General features: G+C 44.0%; 10 protein-coding genes and 1 tRNA gene. 6 read left to right on the top strand and 5 right to left on the bottom strand.

The features are described from left to right. Nucleotides 1–411: 411 nt before the first annotated feature. From Q7J63_RS04725 to Q7J63_RS04715, 3 genes are all read right to left on the bottom strand, one after another. Complete coding sequence (locus tag Q7J63_RS04725; RefSeq protein WP_026333606.1) at nucleotides 412–735, bottom strand: YbjQ family protein; 324 nt, start codon at nucleotides 733–735, stop codon at nucleotides 412–414. A 153-nt stretch (nucleotides 736–888) separates the two neighbouring features. After that, nucleotides 889–961 (bottom strand) — tRNA-Gly (locus Q7J63_RS04720). Nucleotides 962–999: 38 nt separating this feature from the next. Continuing rightward, nucleotides 1000–1164, bottom strand: a complete 165-nt coding sequence (locus Q7J63_RS04715) for a hypothetical protein (RefSeq protein WP_019597609.1) — start codon at nucleotides 1162–1164, stop codon at nucleotides 1000–1002. Between the two features lie 191 nt (nucleotides 1165–1355). Here Q7J63_RS04715 and Q7J63_RS04710 point away from each other — a divergent pair, with 191 nt between their 5' ends. Beyond that, nucleotides 1356–2096, top strand: coding sequence for an NYN domain-containing protein (locus Q7J63_RS04710; RefSeq protein WP_304884365.1), 741 nt, complete (start codon nucleotides 1356–1358; stop codon nucleotides 2094–2096). Nucleotides 2097–3409: 1313 nt separating this feature from the next. Here the strand turns inward: Q7J63_RS04710 and Q7J63_RS04705 are convergent. Beyond that, complete coding sequence (locus Q7J63_RS04705) at nucleotides 3410–5587, bottom strand: DUF5916 domain-containing protein (RefSeq protein WP_304884363.1); 2178 nt, start codon at nucleotides 5585–5587, stop codon at nucleotides 3410–3412. Nucleotides 5588–5936: 349 nt separating this feature from the next. Here Q7J63_RS04705 and Q7J63_RS04700 point away from each other — a divergent pair, with 349 nt between their 5' ends. The 5 genes from Q7J63_RS04700 (at nucleotide 5937) to Q7J63_RS04680 (ending at nucleotide 20844) form a co-directional block, all read left to right on the top strand. Beyond that, entirely contained in the window at nucleotides 5937–14636 is an 8700-nt protein-coding gene (locus tag Q7J63_RS04700) for a glycoside hydrolase family 94 protein (protein WP_304884362.1), read from the top strand. Nucleotides 14637–14798: 162 nt separating this feature from the next. Further along, nucleotides 14799–16424, top strand: coding sequence for a hypothetical protein (locus tag Q7J63_RS04695; protein ID WP_304884360.1), 1626 nt, complete (start codon nucleotides 14799–14801; stop codon nucleotides 16422–16424). Next, nucleotides 16417–18114: a DUF6044 family protein gene (locus Q7J63_RS04690; RefSeq protein ID WP_304884358.1), complete on the top strand. Its 1698-nt coding sequence runs from the start codon at nucleotides 16417–16419 to the stop codon at nucleotides 18112–18114. Before Q7J63_RS04695 ends, Q7J63_RS04690 begins: the two co-directional genes overlap by 8 nt. Further along, nucleotides 18111–19664: a hypothetical protein gene (locus Q7J63_RS04685; RefSeq protein WP_019597599.1), complete on the top strand. Its 1554-nt coding sequence runs from the start codon at nucleotides 18111–18113 to the stop codon at nucleotides 19662–19664. Before Q7J63_RS04690 ends, Q7J63_RS04685 begins: the two co-directional genes overlap by 4 nt. A gap of 139 nt (nucleotides 19665–19803) precedes the next feature. Next, complete coding sequence (locus tag Q7J63_RS04680) at nucleotides 19804–20844, top strand: hypothetical protein (protein WP_304884356.1); 1041 nt, start codon at nucleotides 19804–19806, stop codon at nucleotides 20842–20844. Between the two features lie 43 nt (nucleotides 20845–20887). Here Q7J63_RS04680 and Q7J63_RS04675 read toward each other — a convergent pair whose 3' ends face one another. Beyond that, the gene (locus Q7J63_RS04675; RefSeq protein WP_304884354.1) at nucleotides 20888–21100 is read right to left on the bottom strand and encodes a hypothetical protein; all 213 of its coding nucleotides are present in this window, start codon (nucleotides 21098–21100) and stop codon (nucleotides 20888–20890) included. Between the last annotated feature and the right edge of the window lie 331 nt (nucleotides 21101–21431).

Here is a 21431-nt window from a genome sequence, read left to right as displayed (position 1 = left end):
TATCGTATCAATGGGTTATTGGTCGTTCTTTCCAAATCATCCACCATTTTCGCAAGCCAAGAAATGCCATAGGTCTGAAAAAATTCTTGCCTCAACCATTTATTATGCGAAAACCAAAATAATATACAATCAAGGTGGCTCCGACAGGACATCACCTATCGCAACTCTTTATCGGGAAGGCATCTATTTCAGTAAATGAGCATCTTCCAAACGGGGGAGGATCAACCTAAAATTGGTCGATCACTCCTTCCGTTTAGGTTAAGAATTGTTGAAAAACAGCGAAAAACAGCGATGTTCAAGACTGGTTTTCTAAAGTACGGGTATCTTTTTTATTGGTTTGGAACAGTCAATGTTTTTCAATTCCCGTCGGTCCAATTACTAAAAGGAAGTTGCTGGATTGCTTTCAGGTTTTTAAAGGATGGTTTCCACCCGGACGGCAGTTCCACTGGCAGTTACCATCAACATACCTTCTCGGATGGTTTCATAGTCCAGGTCTATTCCAACGACGGCATTGGCGCCAAATGCTTGTGCTTGCTGTTGTAATTCTGCCATTGCAGTCGATTTTGCTTCTCGCAAAACCCTTTCATAGGCGGAAGATCGGCCCCCGACAATATCTGTGATGCTGGCGAAAAAGTCCTTGAAAATGTTTGCCCCGATGATGGTTTCTCCCGTGACAATGCCCAAATAGGCGGTGATTCTGTAGCCTTCAAGGCTTGGTGTGGTGGATACTATCATTTTGTTGTTTTGTTTTTTTGCTGAATTTAAAAAATACATCGATTGAGTCAACGAAAAGACAAGGTTTTTTGAAACCAAAAGAAAGGAACGCAATAAGATCTAGGAATTAGAGGAAGAATCGGGAATGAAAATCAAAGGGTTTTTCAAAAAAAGAGCGGGTAATCGGGTTCGAACCGACGGCCTTCAGCTTGGGAAGCTGACGCTCTACCAACTGAGCTACACCCGCTTTTATAGCGCAAATTTAGGCTGAATTTTGTGACTTTTTCAAATCACAATGGATATTAAATTTGGATTGATTTTCCTCTCTTCCAATCCCCTGATTCTCAGGATCAATCTCCCTTCCTCCAGCAATTGGCTTAGGTTTGTTAGGATGGGGTCAAGAAGGTATCCAAGTGCTTTAGGGAAGATTTTATAGGTTATGTCATCCATTTTGAAACAAGTGGGTTGCGTGAAAACTCTATTATTTTTTTAAGGAGACAAAGAAATTATTACAGGAGAAACCCATTATTTCGATTTAAAGAGCAGGGAACGGGGGGATCTTTAAATCCAGAAACAGCGGCTTCCCAATTTTTGATTACCTTTAGGTGCTATTGAATAATTTTTAACACCCTTCCCTTCTTATGCAGACTGATCTTAAAATTGCCGTGTTGATAGATGCCGATAACGTTCCCGCCACCCAAGTGAAAGAAATGATGGAGGAAATCGCCAAATACGGCAACCCCACCATTAAGCGGATTTACGGGGATTGGACAAAGCCACAACTTGGGAAATGGAAAAATGTCCTGCTTGAAAATGCCATCAGCCCCATTCAGCAGTACAGCTATACCACGGGCAAAAATGCAACAGATTCGGCGATGATCATTGACGCCATGGATATCCTCTATTCAGAAAGGGTAGACGGATTCTGTTTGGTATCCAGCGACAGTGATTTCACCAAGTTGGCGACACGTCTGAGAGAAGCGGGGATGTTGGTCATCGGAATCGGGGAAAAGAAAACGCCTGAACCATTCTTCGTTGCCTGCGACAAATTCATCTATCTCGAAATACTGAACCAACAAGTTGAGGATCAGGATGATCCAAAAGAAAAGAGCGCTCCGAGACCTCAGGTGGACAAGATCAATCCGAAATTGATTCGATTGATCGCCAGCACGATTTCGGATTTGGCAGATGAGGAAGGATGGGCTTTCATGGGAGACGTGGGCAATCTGCTCCAAAAAAAGCAACCCAATTTTGACGCGCGAAACTTTGGTTTCCAAAAATTAACACCCTTGATCAGCGCCATCAACAAATTCGAAATCGAAAAAAGGGAAAACCAGAAAGGAAGGTTTAAATTGATCTACGTAAGGAATAAGGCCATTTAGTCTGAAACTGTTTTCACCCAAAGAGGTAAGTTTCTCACGGAGTACGCAAAGGTTTTTTTGATTTTAAAATCAGGGTTCGAAACCATTGTTTTTTTTGCGGTCTTTGCGAAACATGCTTCTTGCTTTGTGAAAACCTTCATTCTGCGGAATTTCAACGCAAAGGGCGCTAAGTTTCACGCGAAGGACGCAAAGGTTTTTTGGAGCTGATCTCAGGTTTGGATTTGAGGGAGGGGTTTGGATGTGTTGTTATTTTCTTTGCGTTCTCTGCGAAACACGTTGCGTGCTTTGCGAAAAACCTGTTTTTGCTGAATTTTCAACACAGAGGGCGCTAAGTTTTACTCGAAGGACGCAAAGGTTTTTTGGACCTAATCTCAGGTTTTGAATTGAGGGAGGGGTTCGAACCCATTGTTTTTTTTGCGGTCTCTGCGAGAGGTTGTTTTAACGCAGAGGGCGCCAAGTGTCTCAGGAAGGTCGCAAAGGTTTTTTTGTTTTTAAAAATTGGTTGGTTTTCGGAAGATTTGGGAGGATGTATTTTTTTCTTTGCGTTCTCCGCGAAAAACTCTGCGGACTTTGAGAGAGATTGTTTTAACGCAGAGAGCGCCAAGTGTCTCGGGAAGGTCGCAAAGGTTTTTTGGTAGTTTTGAAAATCTGTTGGTTTTCGGAAGATTTGGAAGGATGTATTTTTTTCTTTGCGTTCTCCGCGAAAAACTCTGCGGACTTTGAGAGAGAATGTTTTAACGCAGAGTGCGCAAAGTGTCTCGGGAAGGCGGCAAAGGTTTTTTGGCAGTTTTGAAAATCTGTTGGTTTTCGGAAGATTTGGGAGGATGTATTTTTTTCTTTGCGTTCTCCGCGAGAAACTCTGCGGACTTTGCGAGAGAATGTTTTAACGCAGAGTGCGCCAAGTGTCTCGTGAAGGTCGCAAAGGTTTTTATTGTGGTTTTTAGAATCTGTTGGTTTTCGGAAGATGAGGGAGGGTATTAGGTTTTTTTCTTTGCGTTCTCCGCGAAAAACTCTGCGGGCTTTGCGAGAGGTTGTTTTAACGCAGAGAGCGCCAAGTGTCTCGTGAAGGTCGCAAAGGTTTTTACTGTGGTTTTTAGAATCTGTTGGTTTTCGGAAGATCTGGAAGAATTTGTTTTTTCTTTGCGTTCTCTGCGAAACACTCCGTGGTTTTTGCATGAATTTTTTAAACGGGTGCCTCCAAGGATTTTTGACAGCTTTATTGTTGATGTTGAATAAATTTTAGTGTATTCAATTATGGACTATTTCTTTACAAACCTCAAGAAATACACGGTGAACTTTGTCCGAAATTTCACCTAGACATTCCACCAATAGGTGAATTTCAATGCCAATGCCCGGTTCTTTACATAGAAAGGTGCTGGAAGGTAGTTGTCTGTGTAAACCAAAAAGAGATCGGAGGCGGGTTTGAATCGCCATTGAAAGCGGGTATTCAAGTTGATGTTTTTGATCTGCTCGTTGTATTGGACAAATGCCGTGAAAAAGACCTTGTTGGTCATCGTTACATCCAGTCTCGGCCCCACCAACCAAAACCTGGTTTTTCCCCATGTTTCAGGGAGATGGATTTCATTGTAGTTGGCATTTAGGGTAAGACTGAAAAAGGGCTGGAACCTGTAGCCGAGTTCCGCGGCCACATTGTAGCGATCTCCGTCTGCATAATATCCTCCCATCCGAGTCGAAAAGGCATAGGTGAAAATGCTCTGGGGCTTTGATGTATATTCCGTTCCCCAGGAATTCCATTTGTGTTGGGTTCCAGTGGCCAAAGTATCCCCGCTATAATTCGTCGGATCAAATGGCCTTTGGAGTTGGACGTAATCGTGTGCGGTCCATGCGCTGAAAACACTTTGGCTTCTGAACCTCACCCGATACAACAGGTAACTTTCGTTGTCGGTTTCCTTCATGTCCGTATTGAAAAAGAACTTGGTGTTGAATTCTGGACCGTGGCTGAGGATTTTTTTACTTTTGGGGAAAAACAGGTATCCGATGCTGGGGTTGATTTTGTAATATCCGTTTCTTGGCACGTAGCCAACTTCCGCAGTGTAGTTTTCGGACACGTATTCATGCTGCCAATTCCAAGTCAAGTTTCCACTGCTATACCGCAGGTTTGCCGCATGGACCATGCTTTCTCCGGTTTGGCCGGGGCTGTAGGATTTTAGGACCAAGGCCTTTCCTGTCCAAAGGTTGTTGGAGGAAGCCAGATTGTACTCCAAGCCCACATTCCTGTTGAATCTGGAATAAACGGGTTTGTCTTCGCTGGGGTCAGGGCGATAGTTTAGGGATTCTTTGTTTACAAAGATGACGCCGATATTGGACCTGGAGAAGACCCTTCTTTGGAGGGCCAAAACACTGAAATTTTGGGCAGGCAATCCGGATTCATCCACCTCACCGGTTTGCATGTTCATGGCGCCGATCCTCCAATCTTTGTTGATTTTACCACTTAGCCTTGCCCCAACATTGATGGGTGCATTCAAGCCAATTCTCCTCGAGAAAAATGGACGGATGCTCTCGTATCCAAAATTGGCAAACAAATCTCCGTTTTCCAGAAAGAACTGTCTCCTTTCGGGAAAGAACAATTCAAATCGGTCCAGATTGGTCACTTGTCTGTCCACTTCCACCTGTGAGAAATCAGGATTCACCGTCAAATCCAGATTGAGGGAAGAGCTCAAGGCGATCTTAGCATCCAAGCCAACCTCCCTCTTGAATACTTCTTGGCCACCTTCGGAGATGTTTTTGGTTACTCCCCCCATCGCATAGGGGATCAGGGAAATATTGGAACCTACTTGAGGCGGAGGATTGTCCCAGATCAAAGTACCCGTATAAGCCAGAGATGCTGAGGGAAACTGCCTTGGAACCGGCGCCCAACTTGATTTTTCGGTTGTTTTGAGATCCATTCGGCTGAAATTGATTCCCCATTCGGTGATTCCTTTCTTATAACGAATGGACTTGAATGGAATGGACGCCTCAAAAACCCACTTATCGGGGTAGTTCCTCACGGTGGATTCCCACTTGTTGTCCCAGCTCAAGTCGATTTTTCCGCCTTCGAACATGATGCCATCCCATTGGGCACCGGCTGCATTGGCGCCGAAAGAAAATCCATTGGTTTGGTCATCGAAGGGATCCATAAAGAGGAGAAAATTGTCATTCTTGCCAAATGAAAAATCCCTGCGGAGGGATTCTACCATATAAGGCCCCTCCATGCCATGGTGATTGACGACGATCAAATAGAGGTTGTCCGCATCATAGGTCATTCTCACATCGGTTTTGACTTGAGCAAAACTGGTGTCCATCGGGGTAATCATGAAAAATTCGCTTGCGACCGAAGCATCCAACCATGCCTGCTCATCCAACACGCCATCGATGACAATGGGGGAACTCGCCAATCGGATCGGCAGCTTATATTTGTCATTTATCTTCTGACCGAAAAGTATAGCGACCAAACTAAAATATAGTATGGTCAAAACGGTAAATTTCTTCATTAAATTCTGGCGATTGGGTTATTGAATTGTTCCAAAGGTACTGTGAATTGAATGACAAGAATAAATTTTGTGTGTGAATGCGTCGTAGGAGGGGATGAATGGGAAAATGCATCTGAAATTTCGCGAGAAGTAAATCTTTAATTTATGCAAATCTTTAATTATTTATCTTAAATCAATTTTATCTAACTTGAAAAAAATTAAATTGAAATAAGCTATTTATCTTTTTTTGGAAGGTAAAAATCCCAAACCTTCTCTTGCTAATTTCCTTCAGATGAAAAAGGCCTTTTTACTATTTAGGTCTGGGTTACCCATTTATTCAATTTAAGCTCATGCTTTAAATAAAATTTATATGATGAAGGTAACAACTAGTTCTGTCTTTGATATACTGTCCCATTGGAGGGTCTATTTTCAAGGAGGGAATGCGGCGATGATTGCTGAAACAAAAGAGCCTTTCCGCTCTGAATTGTTCAGTATGGACCAAATCTATGCCCATGGTAAAGTACTGGCCAAATCCCATAAACTTCAGGTTGAAAAACCGGCAGACAAGTTGCTCAAACGCTTGGATGAAAATGAAACGACACTGGTCGAGGCCCGAAACTTATTGGTGGAAAGCATCCGGCTGGGCAAAACCATTACGCCTGCCGCCGAATGGCTGCTGGACAATTTTTACCTGATAGAAGAGCAGGTGGTCATTGCAAGAGACCATTTACCAAAAGGATACAGTGAAACCCTCCCAAGTTTGGGGAATGGATTGTCTTCAGGATTGCCACGTGTGTACGACATCGTGTTGGAAATTATTTCCCACAGTGACGGTCGGGTGGATGTAAAGAGCTTGAGCAATTTCATCTCCGCCTATCAGACAGTAAGCCTCCTTACTCTTGGAGAACTCTGGGCCATTCCGATCATGCTTCGCTTGGCCGTGATCGAAAATTTACGCAGGATTGCCAATAAGATCGCACTGGATATGGTGGATCATAACTTTGCCGATTATTGGGCAGACAGGATGATTGCCACGGTGAAGGAAAGTCCGGGAAATTTGGTTTTGGATCTTGCCGATATGGCAAGGTCAAATCCTGTTTTGGTCAGCCCTTTTGTAGCTGGCATGGTGAGGAAACTTCAAGGGAAGGGACCCGCTCTGGCATTGCCTCTGACATGGATGGAGCAAAAGCTTGTCGAAATGGGCTATTCCAGCAATGAACTTGTCGGCAAGGAAAACCAAAAGCAGGCAGCCAACCAAGTTTCGGTAAGAAACAGCATCGGGACCCTGAGATTTTTGGGAGCCAATGATTGGCGTGAATTTGTAGAAACACTCAGCAGCGTGGAGGAAATCCTGAGACAGGATGTTTCCGGCACCTATCCTTTCATGGATTTTGCGACCAGGGACAGGTACAGGCATGTTGTAGAAGCCATTGCCAAATACAGTCCATTTTCCGAAACTGAAGTTGCCCAAAAGGCGGTGGATTTGGCACACGAAAATGCGATTAGCCAAGGTATTGAGGCCAGGATGTCCCACGTGGGTTATTTCTTGGTGGACAAAGGGTTGGAACAGACAGAAAAAATCTGTGAAAGAAGGTACACCTTCACCCAAAAATTCAAAAGATTTTCCGGGAAAATACCCATGTTTCTTTATTTTTTCTCCATTGCTGCACTGACCGGAATTGCCTCTTATGGCATGCTCCATTTGGTCAATCGCTACAGTAATTTCGAATGGCCGATCTTGGCAGTGCTGGCATTGATTGCGGTTTCAGGTGCGGCACAGCTTGCGGTTTCATTGGTGAATTGGATCGCAACGATCAGTGTTAATCCCAAAATGCTGCCCAGAATGGATTTCTCAAGGGGTATTCCCACAGAATTCAGATCCCTGGTGGTCATTCCGACAATGCTTTCGAGTAAGGCTTATATCGAAGAACTCGTTGAGGCCTTGGAGATCAGGTTTTTGGCCAACAAGGAGAAAAATGTGCATTATGGTTTATTGACCGACTTTATGGACGCGGGCTCTGAATTAATGCCGGAAGATGATGGTTTTCTCGAACTTGTCAGTGAAAAAATAGAAGTACTGAATCAGAAATATCAAAACGAAGAGGATATATTTTTTCTTTTCCACCGTCCAAGAACCTGGAATGAACGGGAAGGAAAGTGGATGGGCTATGAAAGGAAAAGGGGCAAATTATCGGCTTTGAACGCCCTTTTAAGAGGGAAAGATAAAAATGAGTTTTCCTTGATCTCTGGAAATCAAAGGATATTGTCACGTGTAAAATATGTGATCACGCTTGACTCAGACACACAATTGCCCAGGGAAACGGTCTGGAAATTTATTGCCACCATGGCACATCCGCTCAACCATCCTGTTTTTGATCCAAAAAGACAGATAGTGACAGAGGGATATGGTATTCTTCAGCCCAGAGTGGCTGCGGCCATTTCTAAATCGGCAGTATCCTTATATTCCCGAATGCAGGGAGATGTCACCGGCATAGATCCCTATACCAGAGTTTCCTCCGATGTGTACCAAGATCTTTTTGGGGAAGGATCCTTTATCGGAAAAGGAATCTATGATGTGGATGTATTTGAACAGGGATTGAACGGGGTGTTTCCTGAAAACAGGATATTGAGCCATGATTTGCTGGAAGGCTGTTATGTGCGTTCGGGCTTGCTTAGCGATGTGCTGCTTTATGAGGAAAATCCCTCCCAGTACCATGCCGACATCAAACGTTACCACAGGTGGACAAGGGGGGATTGGCAGATTGCAGCCTGGATTTTTCCTTTTGTAAAGGATGCAGATGGCCAATGGAAAAGCAATCCGCTTTCCAGCCTTTCCAAATGGAAATTGTTTGACAACCTGAGAAGGAGCTTGGTGCCTCTTTGTTTGCTGTTGGTTTTACTGATGGGTTGGACCATTTTGCCTTTTTCTTGGTTCTGGACTGCAGCCGTGACTTTGATAGTATTGTTGCCATTGATGATGGCCGCAGGCTGGCAATTGCTCCATAAACCCATAGAGCTGAATTCAACTGCACACCTTTCGGAAGTGGGCGGTGTGGTCAGGGATTTCTTGATCAGGTTTGTTTTTGGACTTGCGGTTTTGCCTTATGAGGCTTTCGTTTTTGCAGATGCAGTCTTTCGGACCATTTGGAGGATTTTCATTTCCGGAAAAAAATTACTGGAATGGACGCCTTCAGCCAATACAGCAAGGAAAACCGAAAATAAACTTCTACAGATATACGGGAAAATGATTTTTCCTCCACTTTTGTCACTGGTTTTGATAGGGATTTTGGTTTACAACAGCCAATTTATATCCCTACTGGTGGCTTCTCCGATTCTATTGTTATGGCTTTTGGCTCCTGCTCTTGCATGGCGTCTAGGCAAACCCAAATCGGAGAAAAATGTGCGATTACCTGAAGATGAGCTCTTTTTTCTGCACAAAACAGCCAGAAAAACCTGGTCGTTTTTTCAGCAGTTTGTTGCCGAGCCTGACAATTTCCTTCCTCCGGATAATTTTCAGGAAGAACCTGTTGCCAAAATCGCCCACAGAACTTCACCCACGAACATGGGGCTGGCTTTGTTGGCAAATCTATCCGCATATGATTTTGGATACATTGGGAGCGGTGAACTGGTCAAAAGATCCAGGCAGACGATGTCCTCGATGCTGGAACTTGAAAGGTACAAAGGTCATTTTTACAATTGGTATGACACTGTTTCCTTAACCACTTTACAGCCCAAATATATTTCAACAGTGGACAGTGGCAATCTGATCGGGCACTTGCTTACTTTTCGGCAGGGGCTATTGGCTTTGCCCGAAGACCCGATTGTGGGCAAGCGGGTAATCGAAGGACTCAGAACTACCGCCGGGATTGTAATGGACTTTTCTGTTGGAAAACAAAATGAAATTTCTGCAAAAATCATGGGCATGCTGGAAACAGCATTGGCTACAGAAACCCTTTCTCTGAGAAAACTGAAAAACCTGCTAGATGATTTGGTTTCTTTTATTGAACAGGGAGAAACCCAAAATCCGGGAATTGAAACTGAATACCAAAGGTGGATCAAAAGATTGTTGACCCAAATCAAAAATACACGGGAAGATTGGCTTCTTCTGGCGCCTTGGTTGGGATTGACCCCAGTTCCAGAACAATTTGGACTTCTTGCGCCAATAATCGACAACCCAACTTTACACGCCATCCAAACCGCATCAGAAACCTATTCCCAAATACTGGATGAATATGCCATGGCGCAAAATAGTCAAGAGCAAAAGGAATGGTTGGCCCAAGTAAGGGAAGCCTTGGCACAGGGAGGCATTATGGCAAGCAAAAGGAACCTTTTGATCACCCAACTTGCCGAATACTGCGAGCAACTGTCTGAGGTTGACTACGACTTTCTTTTTGACAAATCCACAAGTCTCCTCAGTATTGGTTACAATGTCGAAGAACGAAAAAAGGACAGTGGAAATTATGACCTGCTGGCTTCAGAGGCACGGTTGGGGATTTTTGTGGCCATTGCCCAAGGCAAGTTGCCACAGGAAAGTTGGTTTGCCCTCGGGCGCTTGTTGACCGATTCGGGTGGAGGTCCGATTTTACTTTCTTGGAGTGGGTCAATGTTTGAATACCTGATGCCCCAATTGGTGATGCCAGTTTATGAAAACACCCTGCTTTTTCAAACCAACAAAGCCACAGTCAAAAGACAAATTGAATACGGTGCGCAACGGGGGGTGCCTTGGGGAATTTCCGAATCCGGGTACAATCAGGTAGATGCCAGTTTGAATTACCAATATCATGCCTTTGGGGTTCCTGGAATCGGTCTTAAGCGTGGTCTGGAAGAGGATTTGGTGATCGCCCCGTATGCAACGATGATGGCTTTGATGGTTTCACCCAAAAAAGCCTACCAAAATCTTGAATTGCTTTACAAAGAAGGTTTTGAAGGGGAATTTGGTTTTTATGAAGCCATAGATTATACCGTAAGCCGTCTGCCTAGGGGAGAGAAAAATGCCATTGTACGCTCCTATATGGTACATCATCAGGGAATGGGGCTCTTGTCCCTGGCTTATTTGCTTCTGGATCAGCCCATGCAGCAGAGATTCGTTTCTGAACTCCGCTTTCAGGCGACGATTTTATTGCTTCAGGAGCGGATACCGAGGACGACTTTGTTTTTCGCCCACACTGCCGACCTGATGGATGCTTCAGTAACGGATGATGGGGTCAAGGCCCGAATCATCCAGATACCAAACACCCAAATGCCTGAAGTACAATTGCTCAGCAATGGAAATTATCAGGTAATGGTCACCAATTCCGGTGGAGGTTACAGTCGATGGAAAGATATCGTCGTGACGCGTTGGCGGGAAGATACTACCCAAGACAATAGGGGTATTTTCTGCTATATCAAGGATATCAGCAGTGGTGTTTTCTGGTCAAATACCTATCAACCCACCATGCATCCAGCGAAAGTGTATCAAGCGGTTTTTTCCCAGGGTCATGCTGAGTTTTACAGACAGGATTATGGAGTGGAAACCAAAACTGAAATTGTCATTTCTCCTGAGGATGATACCGAAATGAGAAGGATCAGAATCACCAACAAGACCAACTTTACCAAGATCTTGGAAGTGACGAGCTACGCCGAAATTGTGCTGGCCAGCCAGGCTTCTGATGAAGCGCATCCTGCATTCAGCAATCTTTTTGTCCAAACAGAAATACTTCCGGAAGAAAAAGCGGTAATATGTACACGCAGACCCCGGTCGGAAGGAGAAATTCCCCCGTGGATGTTTCACCTGATGGAGACCCATGGAGCTGAATTGGAAGAGGTTTCATACGAAACCGATCGGATGGAGTTTATTGGAAGGGGAAACACCCTGGCCCATCCGCAAGCCCTGAAGGTGAACAGGTTGTCGGGGAAGCAGGGGTCTGTCTTGGATCCAATTGTCTCAATCCGTTTAAAAATCAGCATCAAACCCCAACAAACCGGAACGGTAGACCTGATCTATGGGATCAGCGATACGAGGGAAAGCTGTGAGGCGCTGATGCACAAGTACCGTGACCGTCACCTAAAAAAGCGTGCCTTTGAACTTTCTTGGACCCATAATCAGGTGCTTTTGAGACAGATCAATGCCACAGAGTCAGATGCGCATCTATATGACCGCTTGGCCGCTTCTTTGATTTATCCCCATCCTTCGCTTCGGGCGGATCCATCGGTCATCCTTGCCAATTCCAGGGGACAGTCCGGGCTTTGGAGCCATTCGGTCTCCGGAGATATCCCTATCGTTTTGTTGCATATTCAAAATCCCGAAAACATGGAGCTTGTCAAGCAAATGGTCCAAGCCCATGGCTATTGGCGTCTCAAGGGCTTGGCAGTGGATTTGGTCATTTGGAATGAGGACCATGGAGCTTATAGAAAGGTTCTTCAGGAACAAATCCTTGGTCTCATCACCATGGAGTCTTTCAGACATGAAACCAATAACAAACCTGGAAATATCTTCGTCAAATCCGCTGATCAGCTTTCTCCGGAAGACAGAGTCCTTTTCGAAAGTGTTGCCCGCATCATCATTCACGATAGCAACGGAACATTGTCCGAACAAGTGAACAGAGAGATTGTACCCAAAGCACTTCCGCCACTATTGGAAGCGGCTTCCATGCCTGAATTTGGGGACCTAACGCCAATGGTTCTGCCTCGCGACTTGTTGTTTTTTAATGGGACGGGTGGATTCTCTCCAGATGGAAAATCCTATAAAATCCTAACAGACAAGGTGAAAACCACACCAGCCCCATGGGTAAATGTGATTGCTAATCCTGGTTTTGGTTCGGTCATTTCTCAAAATGGGTCTGCGTATACCTGGTCAATCAATGCGCACGAATACCGCATTACCCCATGGCACAACGATCCTGTCTCGGATACAGGAGGGGAGGCCTTTTACCTCCGGGATGAAAAAACAGGTCATTTCTGGTCACCTTCTCCCTTTCCAAGAGCGGGGAAAACACCCTATATCACGACACACGGTTTTGGATATTCCACTTTTGAGCATTCAGAAATGGGTCTTCATTCGGAAATGTGTGTATTTGTGGATAAGGACCTTCCTGTAAAATTCATTGTTCTGAAAATCAAAAACCAATCGGGAACGCATCGAAAAATTTCAGCTGTAGGTTTCATGGAAATGATTTTGGGGGATCTTCGCTCCAAAACAAACATGCATGTTTTTTCCGAATGGGATCAGCCCAATGGGGCGCTTCTGTTCAGGAACAGGTACAATACCGCATTTGCTGAGAAGATATGCTTTTTCAAAGTGGAAGGAGCTGAAAGATGTTTCACCGGCGATCGCGGAGAATTTATCGGAAGAAACAGAAATCTTGAAGATCCCCAAGCCCTTCACCGGACCAAACTTTCTGGTAGCCTAGGCGCAGGGTTGGATCCCTGTGCAGCATTACAGGTCAAGTTCGACTTGCTTGAAGGGGAAGAAAAAGAGATAATCTTTCAACTAGGGACCGGAAATAATCCAGCCGAAGTAGAAGCGCTTCTCCAAAAGTTTGCTGACCAGGAATCTGTGAAGACTTCCCTTCAGGCAGTAAAGGAATATTGGGAAGAAATGGTCAGTACGGTGCAAGTGACCACGCCTGACCCTGCCTTGGATATATTGACCAATGGTTGGCTGACTTACCAAACGATTGCCTGCAGGATATTTGCCAGAAGCGGATTCTATCAATCCGGAGGTGCATTTGGTTTCAGGGACCAGTTGCAGGACGTATTGGCACTGCTTCATTCCAAACCCATGTTGGCTCGCGAGCAAATCCTTCTGAGTGCCTCCCGTCAGTTTGTGGAAGGAGATGTACAGCATTGGTGGCATCCACCAGAAGGAAGAGGTGTTCGTACCACCTGTTCGGATGATTTGCTTTGGTTGCCTTATGTGCTTTCCAGATACATCACAGATACAGGTGATTCCCAAATACTCGATGAACAGGTTGGTTTTCTGGAAGGCAGATTGTTGGCAGAAGGTGAAGATTCCATTTACGACCTTCCCTCGACAAGCAACCTGAAGGCAAGTCTGTATGAACATGGTGTCCGCGCCATTAACCAATCTCTTCGGTTTGGTAGCCACGGCCTTCCCCTGATAGGTTCTGGAGACTGGAATGATGGAATGGATCAGGTGGGGCACAAAGGCCAGGGAGAAAGCGTATGGCTTGCTTTTTTCCTATATGATGTATTGAGTAGATATGAAGCCATTGCATCAGGTTATGGAGATTCTCTATTTGCCGACACCTGCAGGACAACAGCCAAGACCCTGAAAGCGAAAATTGAAGCATCGGGATGGGATGGGGAGTGGTATCTTCGGGCCTTTTTTGATGATGGCAGCCCTTTGGGTTCCAAACAAAATGTGGCTTGTCGCATTGATGCCATTTCCCAAAGCTGGGCGGTCTTGTCCGGCGCCGGTGACAGTCAGAGAATCTTGACAGCCATGGATTCCTTGGAAAAACATCTGGTCAGAAAAGACCTCCAACTCATCCAATTGCTGGATCCACCTTTTGACAAAGAAGGACCGAACCCAGGATATATCAAAGGATATGTCCCCGGTGTAAGGGAAAATGGAGGGCAATATTCCCATGCCGCCATCTGGACGCTGATGGCTTTTGCCGCCCTGGGCCAAAGAGAAAAAGTCTATGAACTATTCAGTATGGTACAACCCATCGGTCATGCCTCTGATGCCGATAAAGTCAAGGTTTATAAAGTAGAACCTTATGTGATGGCAGCGGATGTCTATGCCAATGAATCCCACGAAGGTAGGGGAGGGTGGACCTGGTACACGGGTTCCTCGGGATGGATGTATCAATTTATCACAGGTTCTCTTATCGGGATGAAAATCCAGGGCAATGTACTGAGCTTCAATCCTTGTTTCCCATTGTCTTGGCCATCGGTATCCGTCATTTACCGAAAGGGAAGTTCCACCTACCGGATCACTGTTTTCCAGACTGCGGCGGAAACCGAATCTTGGTGGAAAATGGATGATCAAAAAGGATTGGGTGCTTCAATAGTTTTGGAAGATGATGGAAAGGAACATGTAATCGAGATGCAGGTGCCGATTTGACCTGAATAAATCCGTAAAGTAATTTTCTGTTCATTCAATTCAAAGCCACCCAAAACTGAAAAATTTGGGTGGTTTTTTTGGATTCTAAATTGTCCGCATATTTCATTTCCTTTAAAAGTAAAAATCAGATAGTTTTACCGAATAGTGTTCAAAACAATTGAATTGAAAAAATCGTCCAGCCTCTTCGTAAAAAATGCCTTTATCCAAATGGACAAATTGGTGGTGTCGGCGTTATTGGGGATTTATGTGGCGATCATCCTTTTTGGATTGGACAAAGGCTTTGATTTTTCCGATGAGGGCATGTACCTGATGCTGACCGATCCCCATCAACCCAATCAGTACGGCTTGTTGAATTATGATCTTTTTTTCAAATTGTTTTACCGGTTTACTGGTTTCCAGTTCGGTATTGTGCAACTCAGGATTTTGAGATTGGTGTTGTATTTTATGGCGGCGGGTTTTGTTTTCCGGTTTTGGCTTGCTCTCTTTCCCGACGATTGGCAAAAAGGAACCGGGATGCAGATCGTTCCCCTGATTTTGATTTCGTTGTTTGGCGGATACGCTTTCTTGCCACAGTCTTTGTCCTACAATTCCCTGACAGTAGTCTTGACCTGTTTTCTTTTTGGGGTTTATGGAACGGCATATTGGAAGGGAAAAAGCAGTCTCATCACAATGCTTTTCACCGGAACATTTCTTGCTTTTTTGTTTTACATCAAAATCACGGTCTTTTTTGGCTTTTTGGTTCTGATTCTTGGATTTGACTTGTTCGCAAAAAAGAGAATAATCATCAGCCTTCTCCTGTTGCTGCTTCCATTGGTGATCATGGAAGCCATATTTGGTTTGGTTTTGGGGAAATCAGGACTGTTGTCAATGATTGAAGGGTTCCAATTCAGCCAATTGCGGGACGGGTATGGGTTGTTTCATGTGTTGAAGTCCGTTCTGGTGGGGATTTTTTGGAGTGGATTGATCTTTGGATCGGGTCTTCTGGGCGCTCTTTTTTTTCAAAGCAACAATAGAAGGATTAAAACAGCCTTTGCCTTTTGCTCCCTTTCCATTGCCTTTTTTTGTATTTATTGGATCACCATTACGGAGGAATCGACGTTTTACCTCTTATTCGGTATCCTGTTTGCCATGGGGTTTTTGACAATGAACAAATCAACCAAGGCAAGCCGTCCCAAAATCAAATTCCTGCTCTTGGTTTTGTTTTTCTTGCCTTTTGTTCTCCATTTTGGGAGCAATGTGTATTTTATGCGGCTCGGCGTGCATTATCTTTTTTTATGGATCCTTTGGATTATGGTTTGGCTTAAAGTGAATGGAGAATTTCACCAACTCAGAATAGCGGTTTTGGCCATCTGTATTTCTTTTCTCCCATTTGTTTTGGATGGTTTGTGGTGGCGACCTTTTGGTTTAGAACCGATCTTTCATCAGACGGAAAGGTTTGTTTATCAAGGAAAAAAAGTCATTTTCCTCGATCGGGAACAAATCCTGTTCCTCCAAAATCTCGAAGGGATTTTAGAAAAACTTCAAGCCGAAAACTTACAGGTACTTCCGCTCTATAGTATACCGGGACCTTTGTATTTACTGAATAGACAAATCCCCAAGACGCCGGGGATCTGGAGCCCTTCCCACTTTGAAGCCTATTTTGCAAAGGACCTCAATGCAAAGGTGATTTTATTCAACGGTTTGGATTCATTGCCATATGCAGTTCAACAAAATTACTTGCGATATGAACACCCGGAAAAGCCTTTGATTGGGGTAGAAATATATGTTTTAAAGGAAAACCATGATTGAAAGGGGGAATAATCCACTGTCCTGTCTCGGGGAGATTTCCATCGCTGGATGGTCCTTGGTCACCGTGGTTTTATGGTTGCTGATGTTTCCATATCTCTGGCTGGGTGAGCAAGTCCCCATCATCGTGTCGGACAATTTGGATTCCAATGTCGCCTGGTATAAAATGCTCAGGGATCAGGGAATGATTTTTTCGGGACCAATGGAAATGGTAAAGGGCATGGTCATCGAAACCCCAAGGATGTCCTATCCTTCCGGCTTGAACCTGGAATTGTTGCTCTATTTCTTTTTCCCTCCCTTTTTGGCCTATGCCCTCAATAAATTTCTGATTGGGTTGATCGCTTTTGCCTGCATGTTTGTTTTCCTATCGCATCAAAAGCCAGAAAACAGTACCTCCCTGACCAAGGTTCTCTTTAGCCTCGTCTGGGCAACCTTGGTCTTTTATCCGCACAGAGGGATTTCTATTGCGGCATTGCCACTGATTTTTGTGCTAGTGGACCAACTGCGTTTCCAGAAACTTTCCGCCCTTCATTTCGGGATCATTTTTGTGTATGCGGGTTATTCTATGTTTGCCCTAGCAGGTTTCTTTATCTGGGTAACCTTTTCCATTTGGTCCATTTTCTGGATGTGGAGGGATCGAAAATGGCATGTTCCGCATATTTTTCTTTTGGGATTTTGGTTGTTTTGTTCCCTTGTCCAGGAATATCAGTTGTTGTATGCATTGTTTGGAAACCATGGTTTTGAAAGCCATAGAAAGGAACTCACATTTTCTTGGGGCTTATGGACCGATTGGACCCTTTGGGGAATGCTCAAATCCGGGGATTACAGCGGTATTTTTCATTCGGTGGTTTATCCACTGTTAGCGGGTGTTCTGTTGATTTCCACAGCAGTCCAAAAAAAGCTAAAAGAGACAAGCCTGCTTTTGTTGGTTTCATTGTTGGGGATACTCCTGTGCTGTTGGGGGATTTCCAATCTTGGATTCTTGGACCAAATGGGGACAGTCATATCCAAATTGAATTCCATTAACCTGTTAAGGTTCAATCACCTGCTTCCCTTTCTGTTGTTTGCTCTTCTCGGCATCCTGATATTGCAAATGGATTTCCGATTCAAAAACCACCTTTTGATTCTCCTTATCGGCTTGAATATTTTCGTCTATCAATATGAGTGGAGACATTGGCTCAGTCGAGTTGTCCCTTGGACCGAGCAGCAAGTTCCAAGTTTCCAGTCTTATTTTGCGGTAACCCAATTTGAGGAGATCAAAACCTATTTGGGAGAAGGGTGGAAGCATGCAGTGATTGGCCATCTCAATTTTCCTCCGGCCGTGAGTGCTTACAATGGATTGACCTGTCTGGACGGTTACCTCCAAAATTATGATTTGACACACAAACATGCTGTGGGAAAAGCCATCGCCCAGGAGTTAAACAAAAATGAATTCTTATCTGATCAATTTTACCTTTGGGGAAATAAATGCTATTTGCAGAACGCCACCTATCCGGATGATTTTACAGCTTTCAAATGGAGGGTTCACCAACCCATCCAAGACCTTGATTTCGATTTTACAACCTTGAAAAATGACCTGAAAGTGGATTATCTCCTTTCCTCCGTTTTGGTGGAGGTGCCGGAACTTGTCTTGTTGCATTATTTTCAAAATGAATTATCCGCTTGGGATCTTTATCTCTATCAAATCAAATGATTGCTAAAATCACCACTTACCATATATTCATCCTTATTGGGGCAATTCTGTATATGGTCGCCTACTTGCTACCTTTCAGGTTTCAGGTCAATGATGACGTCTTGATGATGTGGTTAGTATCGGGCGCCTATACGGGCGAATTCGAAACTTATGCGGTGTTTATCCATCCCTTGCTCTCCCATTTTTTTGCTTTTTGCTACCGCAATTTCCCATCCATTCCCTGGTATCCTCTGACTTGGTTTCTGGTGGTGTATCTGGCCTATGTGCAGTGGGTCCGGATCGTACTTTCCCAGGAAAAGCTATTGAATCAAAGGATTTTCTGGATTGTATTGTTTCTGACCTATGCCATCCATCATCTTTATTTCCTCCAGTTTACAGCCGTTGCCGGGATTGCTGCATTTTCAGGAATTTTGGGTCTTGTTCTCCAGCTGCAGGGCAAAAAGGGGACTTCTAGTTTTCTTGCCTACGTCCTGATCCTCCTTTCGGTCCTGATCAGAACAGACGCCTTTTTCCTGATGGTCATCGGATTTGGCACCTATTGGCTGTTGCATCAAGGGTTCAAGGAAATCCATCTGGTGATTTGGAGGCAAAAATGGCTGATTTTCGGGGTTTTATTTCTGATTGGTTACCGAGTTCACTACGAAAATCGGGAGGAAATCAAAGACTATGTCGCCTTCAACAAGGCCCGGTCGGGCGTCATTGACCATCCAGTTTTTCAGATGAATAAGGCGCTGATCGACAGGGAGGAGGAGCCGGAATGGTTTTATTTCAAGGAATGGCTTTTTGAGGATGCCCAAAAAATATCCACAGCGGATCTGGTCGAAAAAAAGAAGGGATTGAACAAGGGATATTTCGATTTATTTTATTTCAAAACTGCTTTGTCAAGGGTTTTGGTAAGCACCAAATATGAGTATTATAAAAAAGCGCTCTTTTTCTTTTTCTTTTCCCTGGCCTTATGGGTTGGATTCCGACAAAAAAAGACGTTTTGGTTTCTCTTCATTTGGGTGGTTTTCTTTTTGTCGGTCAACCATTTTTTCTTGTTAGCAGGCAGGGTGCAGACCTTGTTTATCCTGATTTTGTTGGGTGTTGCCTTCCTCAACCGGTTGGCAAAAATACCAATGATCCTAGGGTCAGTGTTTGTCCTCCTTTGTTTGGCGCTAATGGGTATTCATTCCCTCAATGTTGTGAAAGCGGAGGCCAAATGGGCGGTATGGAACAAGGATTTTTATCAGCTTTTGGATCAGGTCCCTGATGGGGAAAAGGTTTTTGTGCATGCGTACAGTGTTGAATTGCTGAATCGAAAGTATGATTTCCAAAATCCACCGCCGATGCTTCAGACGGGCTGGATTTCCCGTAGTCCCATGCAAAAAAGGGCTTTTCAGAGGTTCGGGGTCAATGCTTTCAGAGAAATTGACCGGTACTACTTGGTCCAGCAAAAGGCGGATGAGTCCAGTCAGATGCCCGGCTATTTTCAGTATTTAGAGTTGGAATTGACTAAAACCAAAATCCTAAGCAATACTATATTTGAAATGTTGAAATATGAAAAATAAGGAATTTTTAAAGGTGGGGATAGTCAATGGATTCCTTTCCATGTTGTATTTTTCGATAGTGCTTTTTGCCTTTTCCTAGATTTTCAAATACAATTTTTCCACGGATATGAAGGGCCATGTTTATATCTATATGGACTTATTGGAAAAAGATATACTTCCAATGCCGCCCCTTTATTATTGGACCATCGGGCTTGTCGATAAATTCTGCTCATTCCGGTATCCTTTTGTATTGGCAGCTATCCTTGTATTGGGATTTGCTTCCCTAGCCAAATATTTCATTTCTCTTTTTTATCTGAAATCCCAAGAAATTGATTTCCGCGCACATTCTTGGTTTTCGGGAATGCTTGTTTTTGGCTTGATGTTTTTCTTTCCAGTTTATGTTTATGTTTTTGAGGGACTCTATTGGTATCTAGGCAAGTTTACGCCCAATGTCTGGCACAATTCCACCACGATCTTTGTATTTCCTTTTTCCATTGCCTTGTTTTTTGTGAGTTTAGAATGGATTGGATCTCCCAAACAAAAGTGGTGGTGGGCGCAATTGCTCTTGGGCGTCTTGGTATTGTCGATCAAACCCAGTTTTCTTTTTGTGTTTATTCCCGCCCTGCCCTTGATTGATCTCCTCAAAAGAAAGCGATTTGACCAAAACTTTGCTCTGACAGTATTGCTATCAGGAATGCTCTTGGGAGGTGTGTTCTTTCAGAAATACCTGATTTATCATCAAAATCCCTTTACGGACCAAGTATTTGGTGTTTCGGCTAAATCTGAAATTATTTTAGCACCTTTTGAGGTTTGGGATTTCTATGTGGAGAACAAATTTCAGGATGTGGCCACCAGCTTTCTGTTTGTTTTCGCGGGGATTTTTTTGATGGGAAAGCGGTTGTGGAATGACTGGCATTTCCAATATGCCTTGATTATGGTATTGGGAGCCATATCCATTTATTTTTTGATTGCGGAATCCGGAACCAGAATGCTGGATGCCAATTTCTATTGGCAAATTCCCATTTCCCTATTTATCCTCTATCTGGTCTTCGTAAAACATCTCCTTTTCGAAATCCAATCTGTCCCCAAGCTCAAGGACTTGCCATGGAAAACCCAAATGCTCCTTTTTCTGTATTCCCTTCATGTATTTTCAGGCATGCTGTATCTCATCCGTCTGCTGTGGCTGGACAAGTACCACTAGGTATTTCCAAGTTCCCAATTGGGTTCGTAGTATTCCGGAAGGTTTAAAGGTCATGAAATAGGATGTTGTCTATTGTGTTTCCAACGATGAATGGGTTTTCAATCAATTTCAAATTCAAGTCTTTCAGGCTTGGTCCTGAGGTCGTTTGGCTTGTATTTCCATTGTCATTAGCTCCATCCGTTCCATCCGTGGTCTGTGTCCTCGCAGACCACTTCCCAATTACCGTCCAATATCCGCGAAGTCTGAAGGACTTCAACCTTGAATAGCCGCGGGTTGAACCCGTGGGAATTGGAATGTCGTGGTTGTTTGTCTTTGGCTAAAGAAAAAGATTGAATCTCAAAGGTTTTTCGCCAAAGCAGGTAGTTGACATTAATCGCGATTTTTTTCCTTTGTCCCTTTTTGCTTGATCAAAAAGGAACCAAAAAATCAAGGCTGATATCTCTTCTTCAAATTGGGGCGGGTGTTTATCAGGTTTAACGATTCGCTTCCAATTTGATTTTTGTCTGGCTTCGGCGAGCTAAAAATGAGTGGATCTCGTTCGGAAAAACTCACGAGCTAACTCATTTTCTTCACGCTCTCCGAATCCT

The sequence above is a fragment of the Rhodonellum sp. genome (assembly GCF_030656585.1).
Taxonomy (GTDB): domain Bacteria; phylum Bacteroidota; class Bacteroidia; order Cytophagales; family Cyclobacteriaceae; genus Rhodonellum; species Rhodonellum psychrophilum.
This window is presented reverse-complemented; position numbering and strand designations above follow the sequence as displayed.

Coding starts and splice junctions, on each gene's coding strand:
- Q7J63_RS04690 (WP_304884358.1), top strand. CDS start 16,417: ATGATTGAAAGGGGGAATAATCCACTGTCCTGTCTCGGGGAGATTTCC.
- Q7J63_RS04700 (WP_304884362.1), top strand. CDS start 5,937: ATGATGAAGGTAACAACTAGTTCTGTCTTTGATATACTGTCCCATTGG.
- Q7J63_RS04725 (WP_026333606.1), bottom strand. CDS start 735: ATGATAGTATCCACCACACCAAGCCTTGAAGGCTACAGAATCACCGCC.
- Q7J63_RS04710 (WP_304884365.1), top strand. CDS start 1,356: ATGCAGACTGATCTTAAAATTGCCGTGTTGATAGATGCCGATAACGTT.
- Q7J63_RS04715 (WP_019597609.1), bottom strand. CDS start 1,164: ATGGATGACATAACCTATAAAATCTTCCCTAAAGCACTTGGATACCTT.
- Q7J63_RS04705 (WP_304884363.1), bottom strand. CDS start 5,587: ATGAAGAAATTTACCGTTTTGACCATACTATATTTTAGTTTGGTCGCT.
- Q7J63_RS04685 (WP_019597599.1), top strand. CDS start 18,111: ATGATTGCTAAAATCACCACTTACCATATATTCATCCTTATTGGGGCA.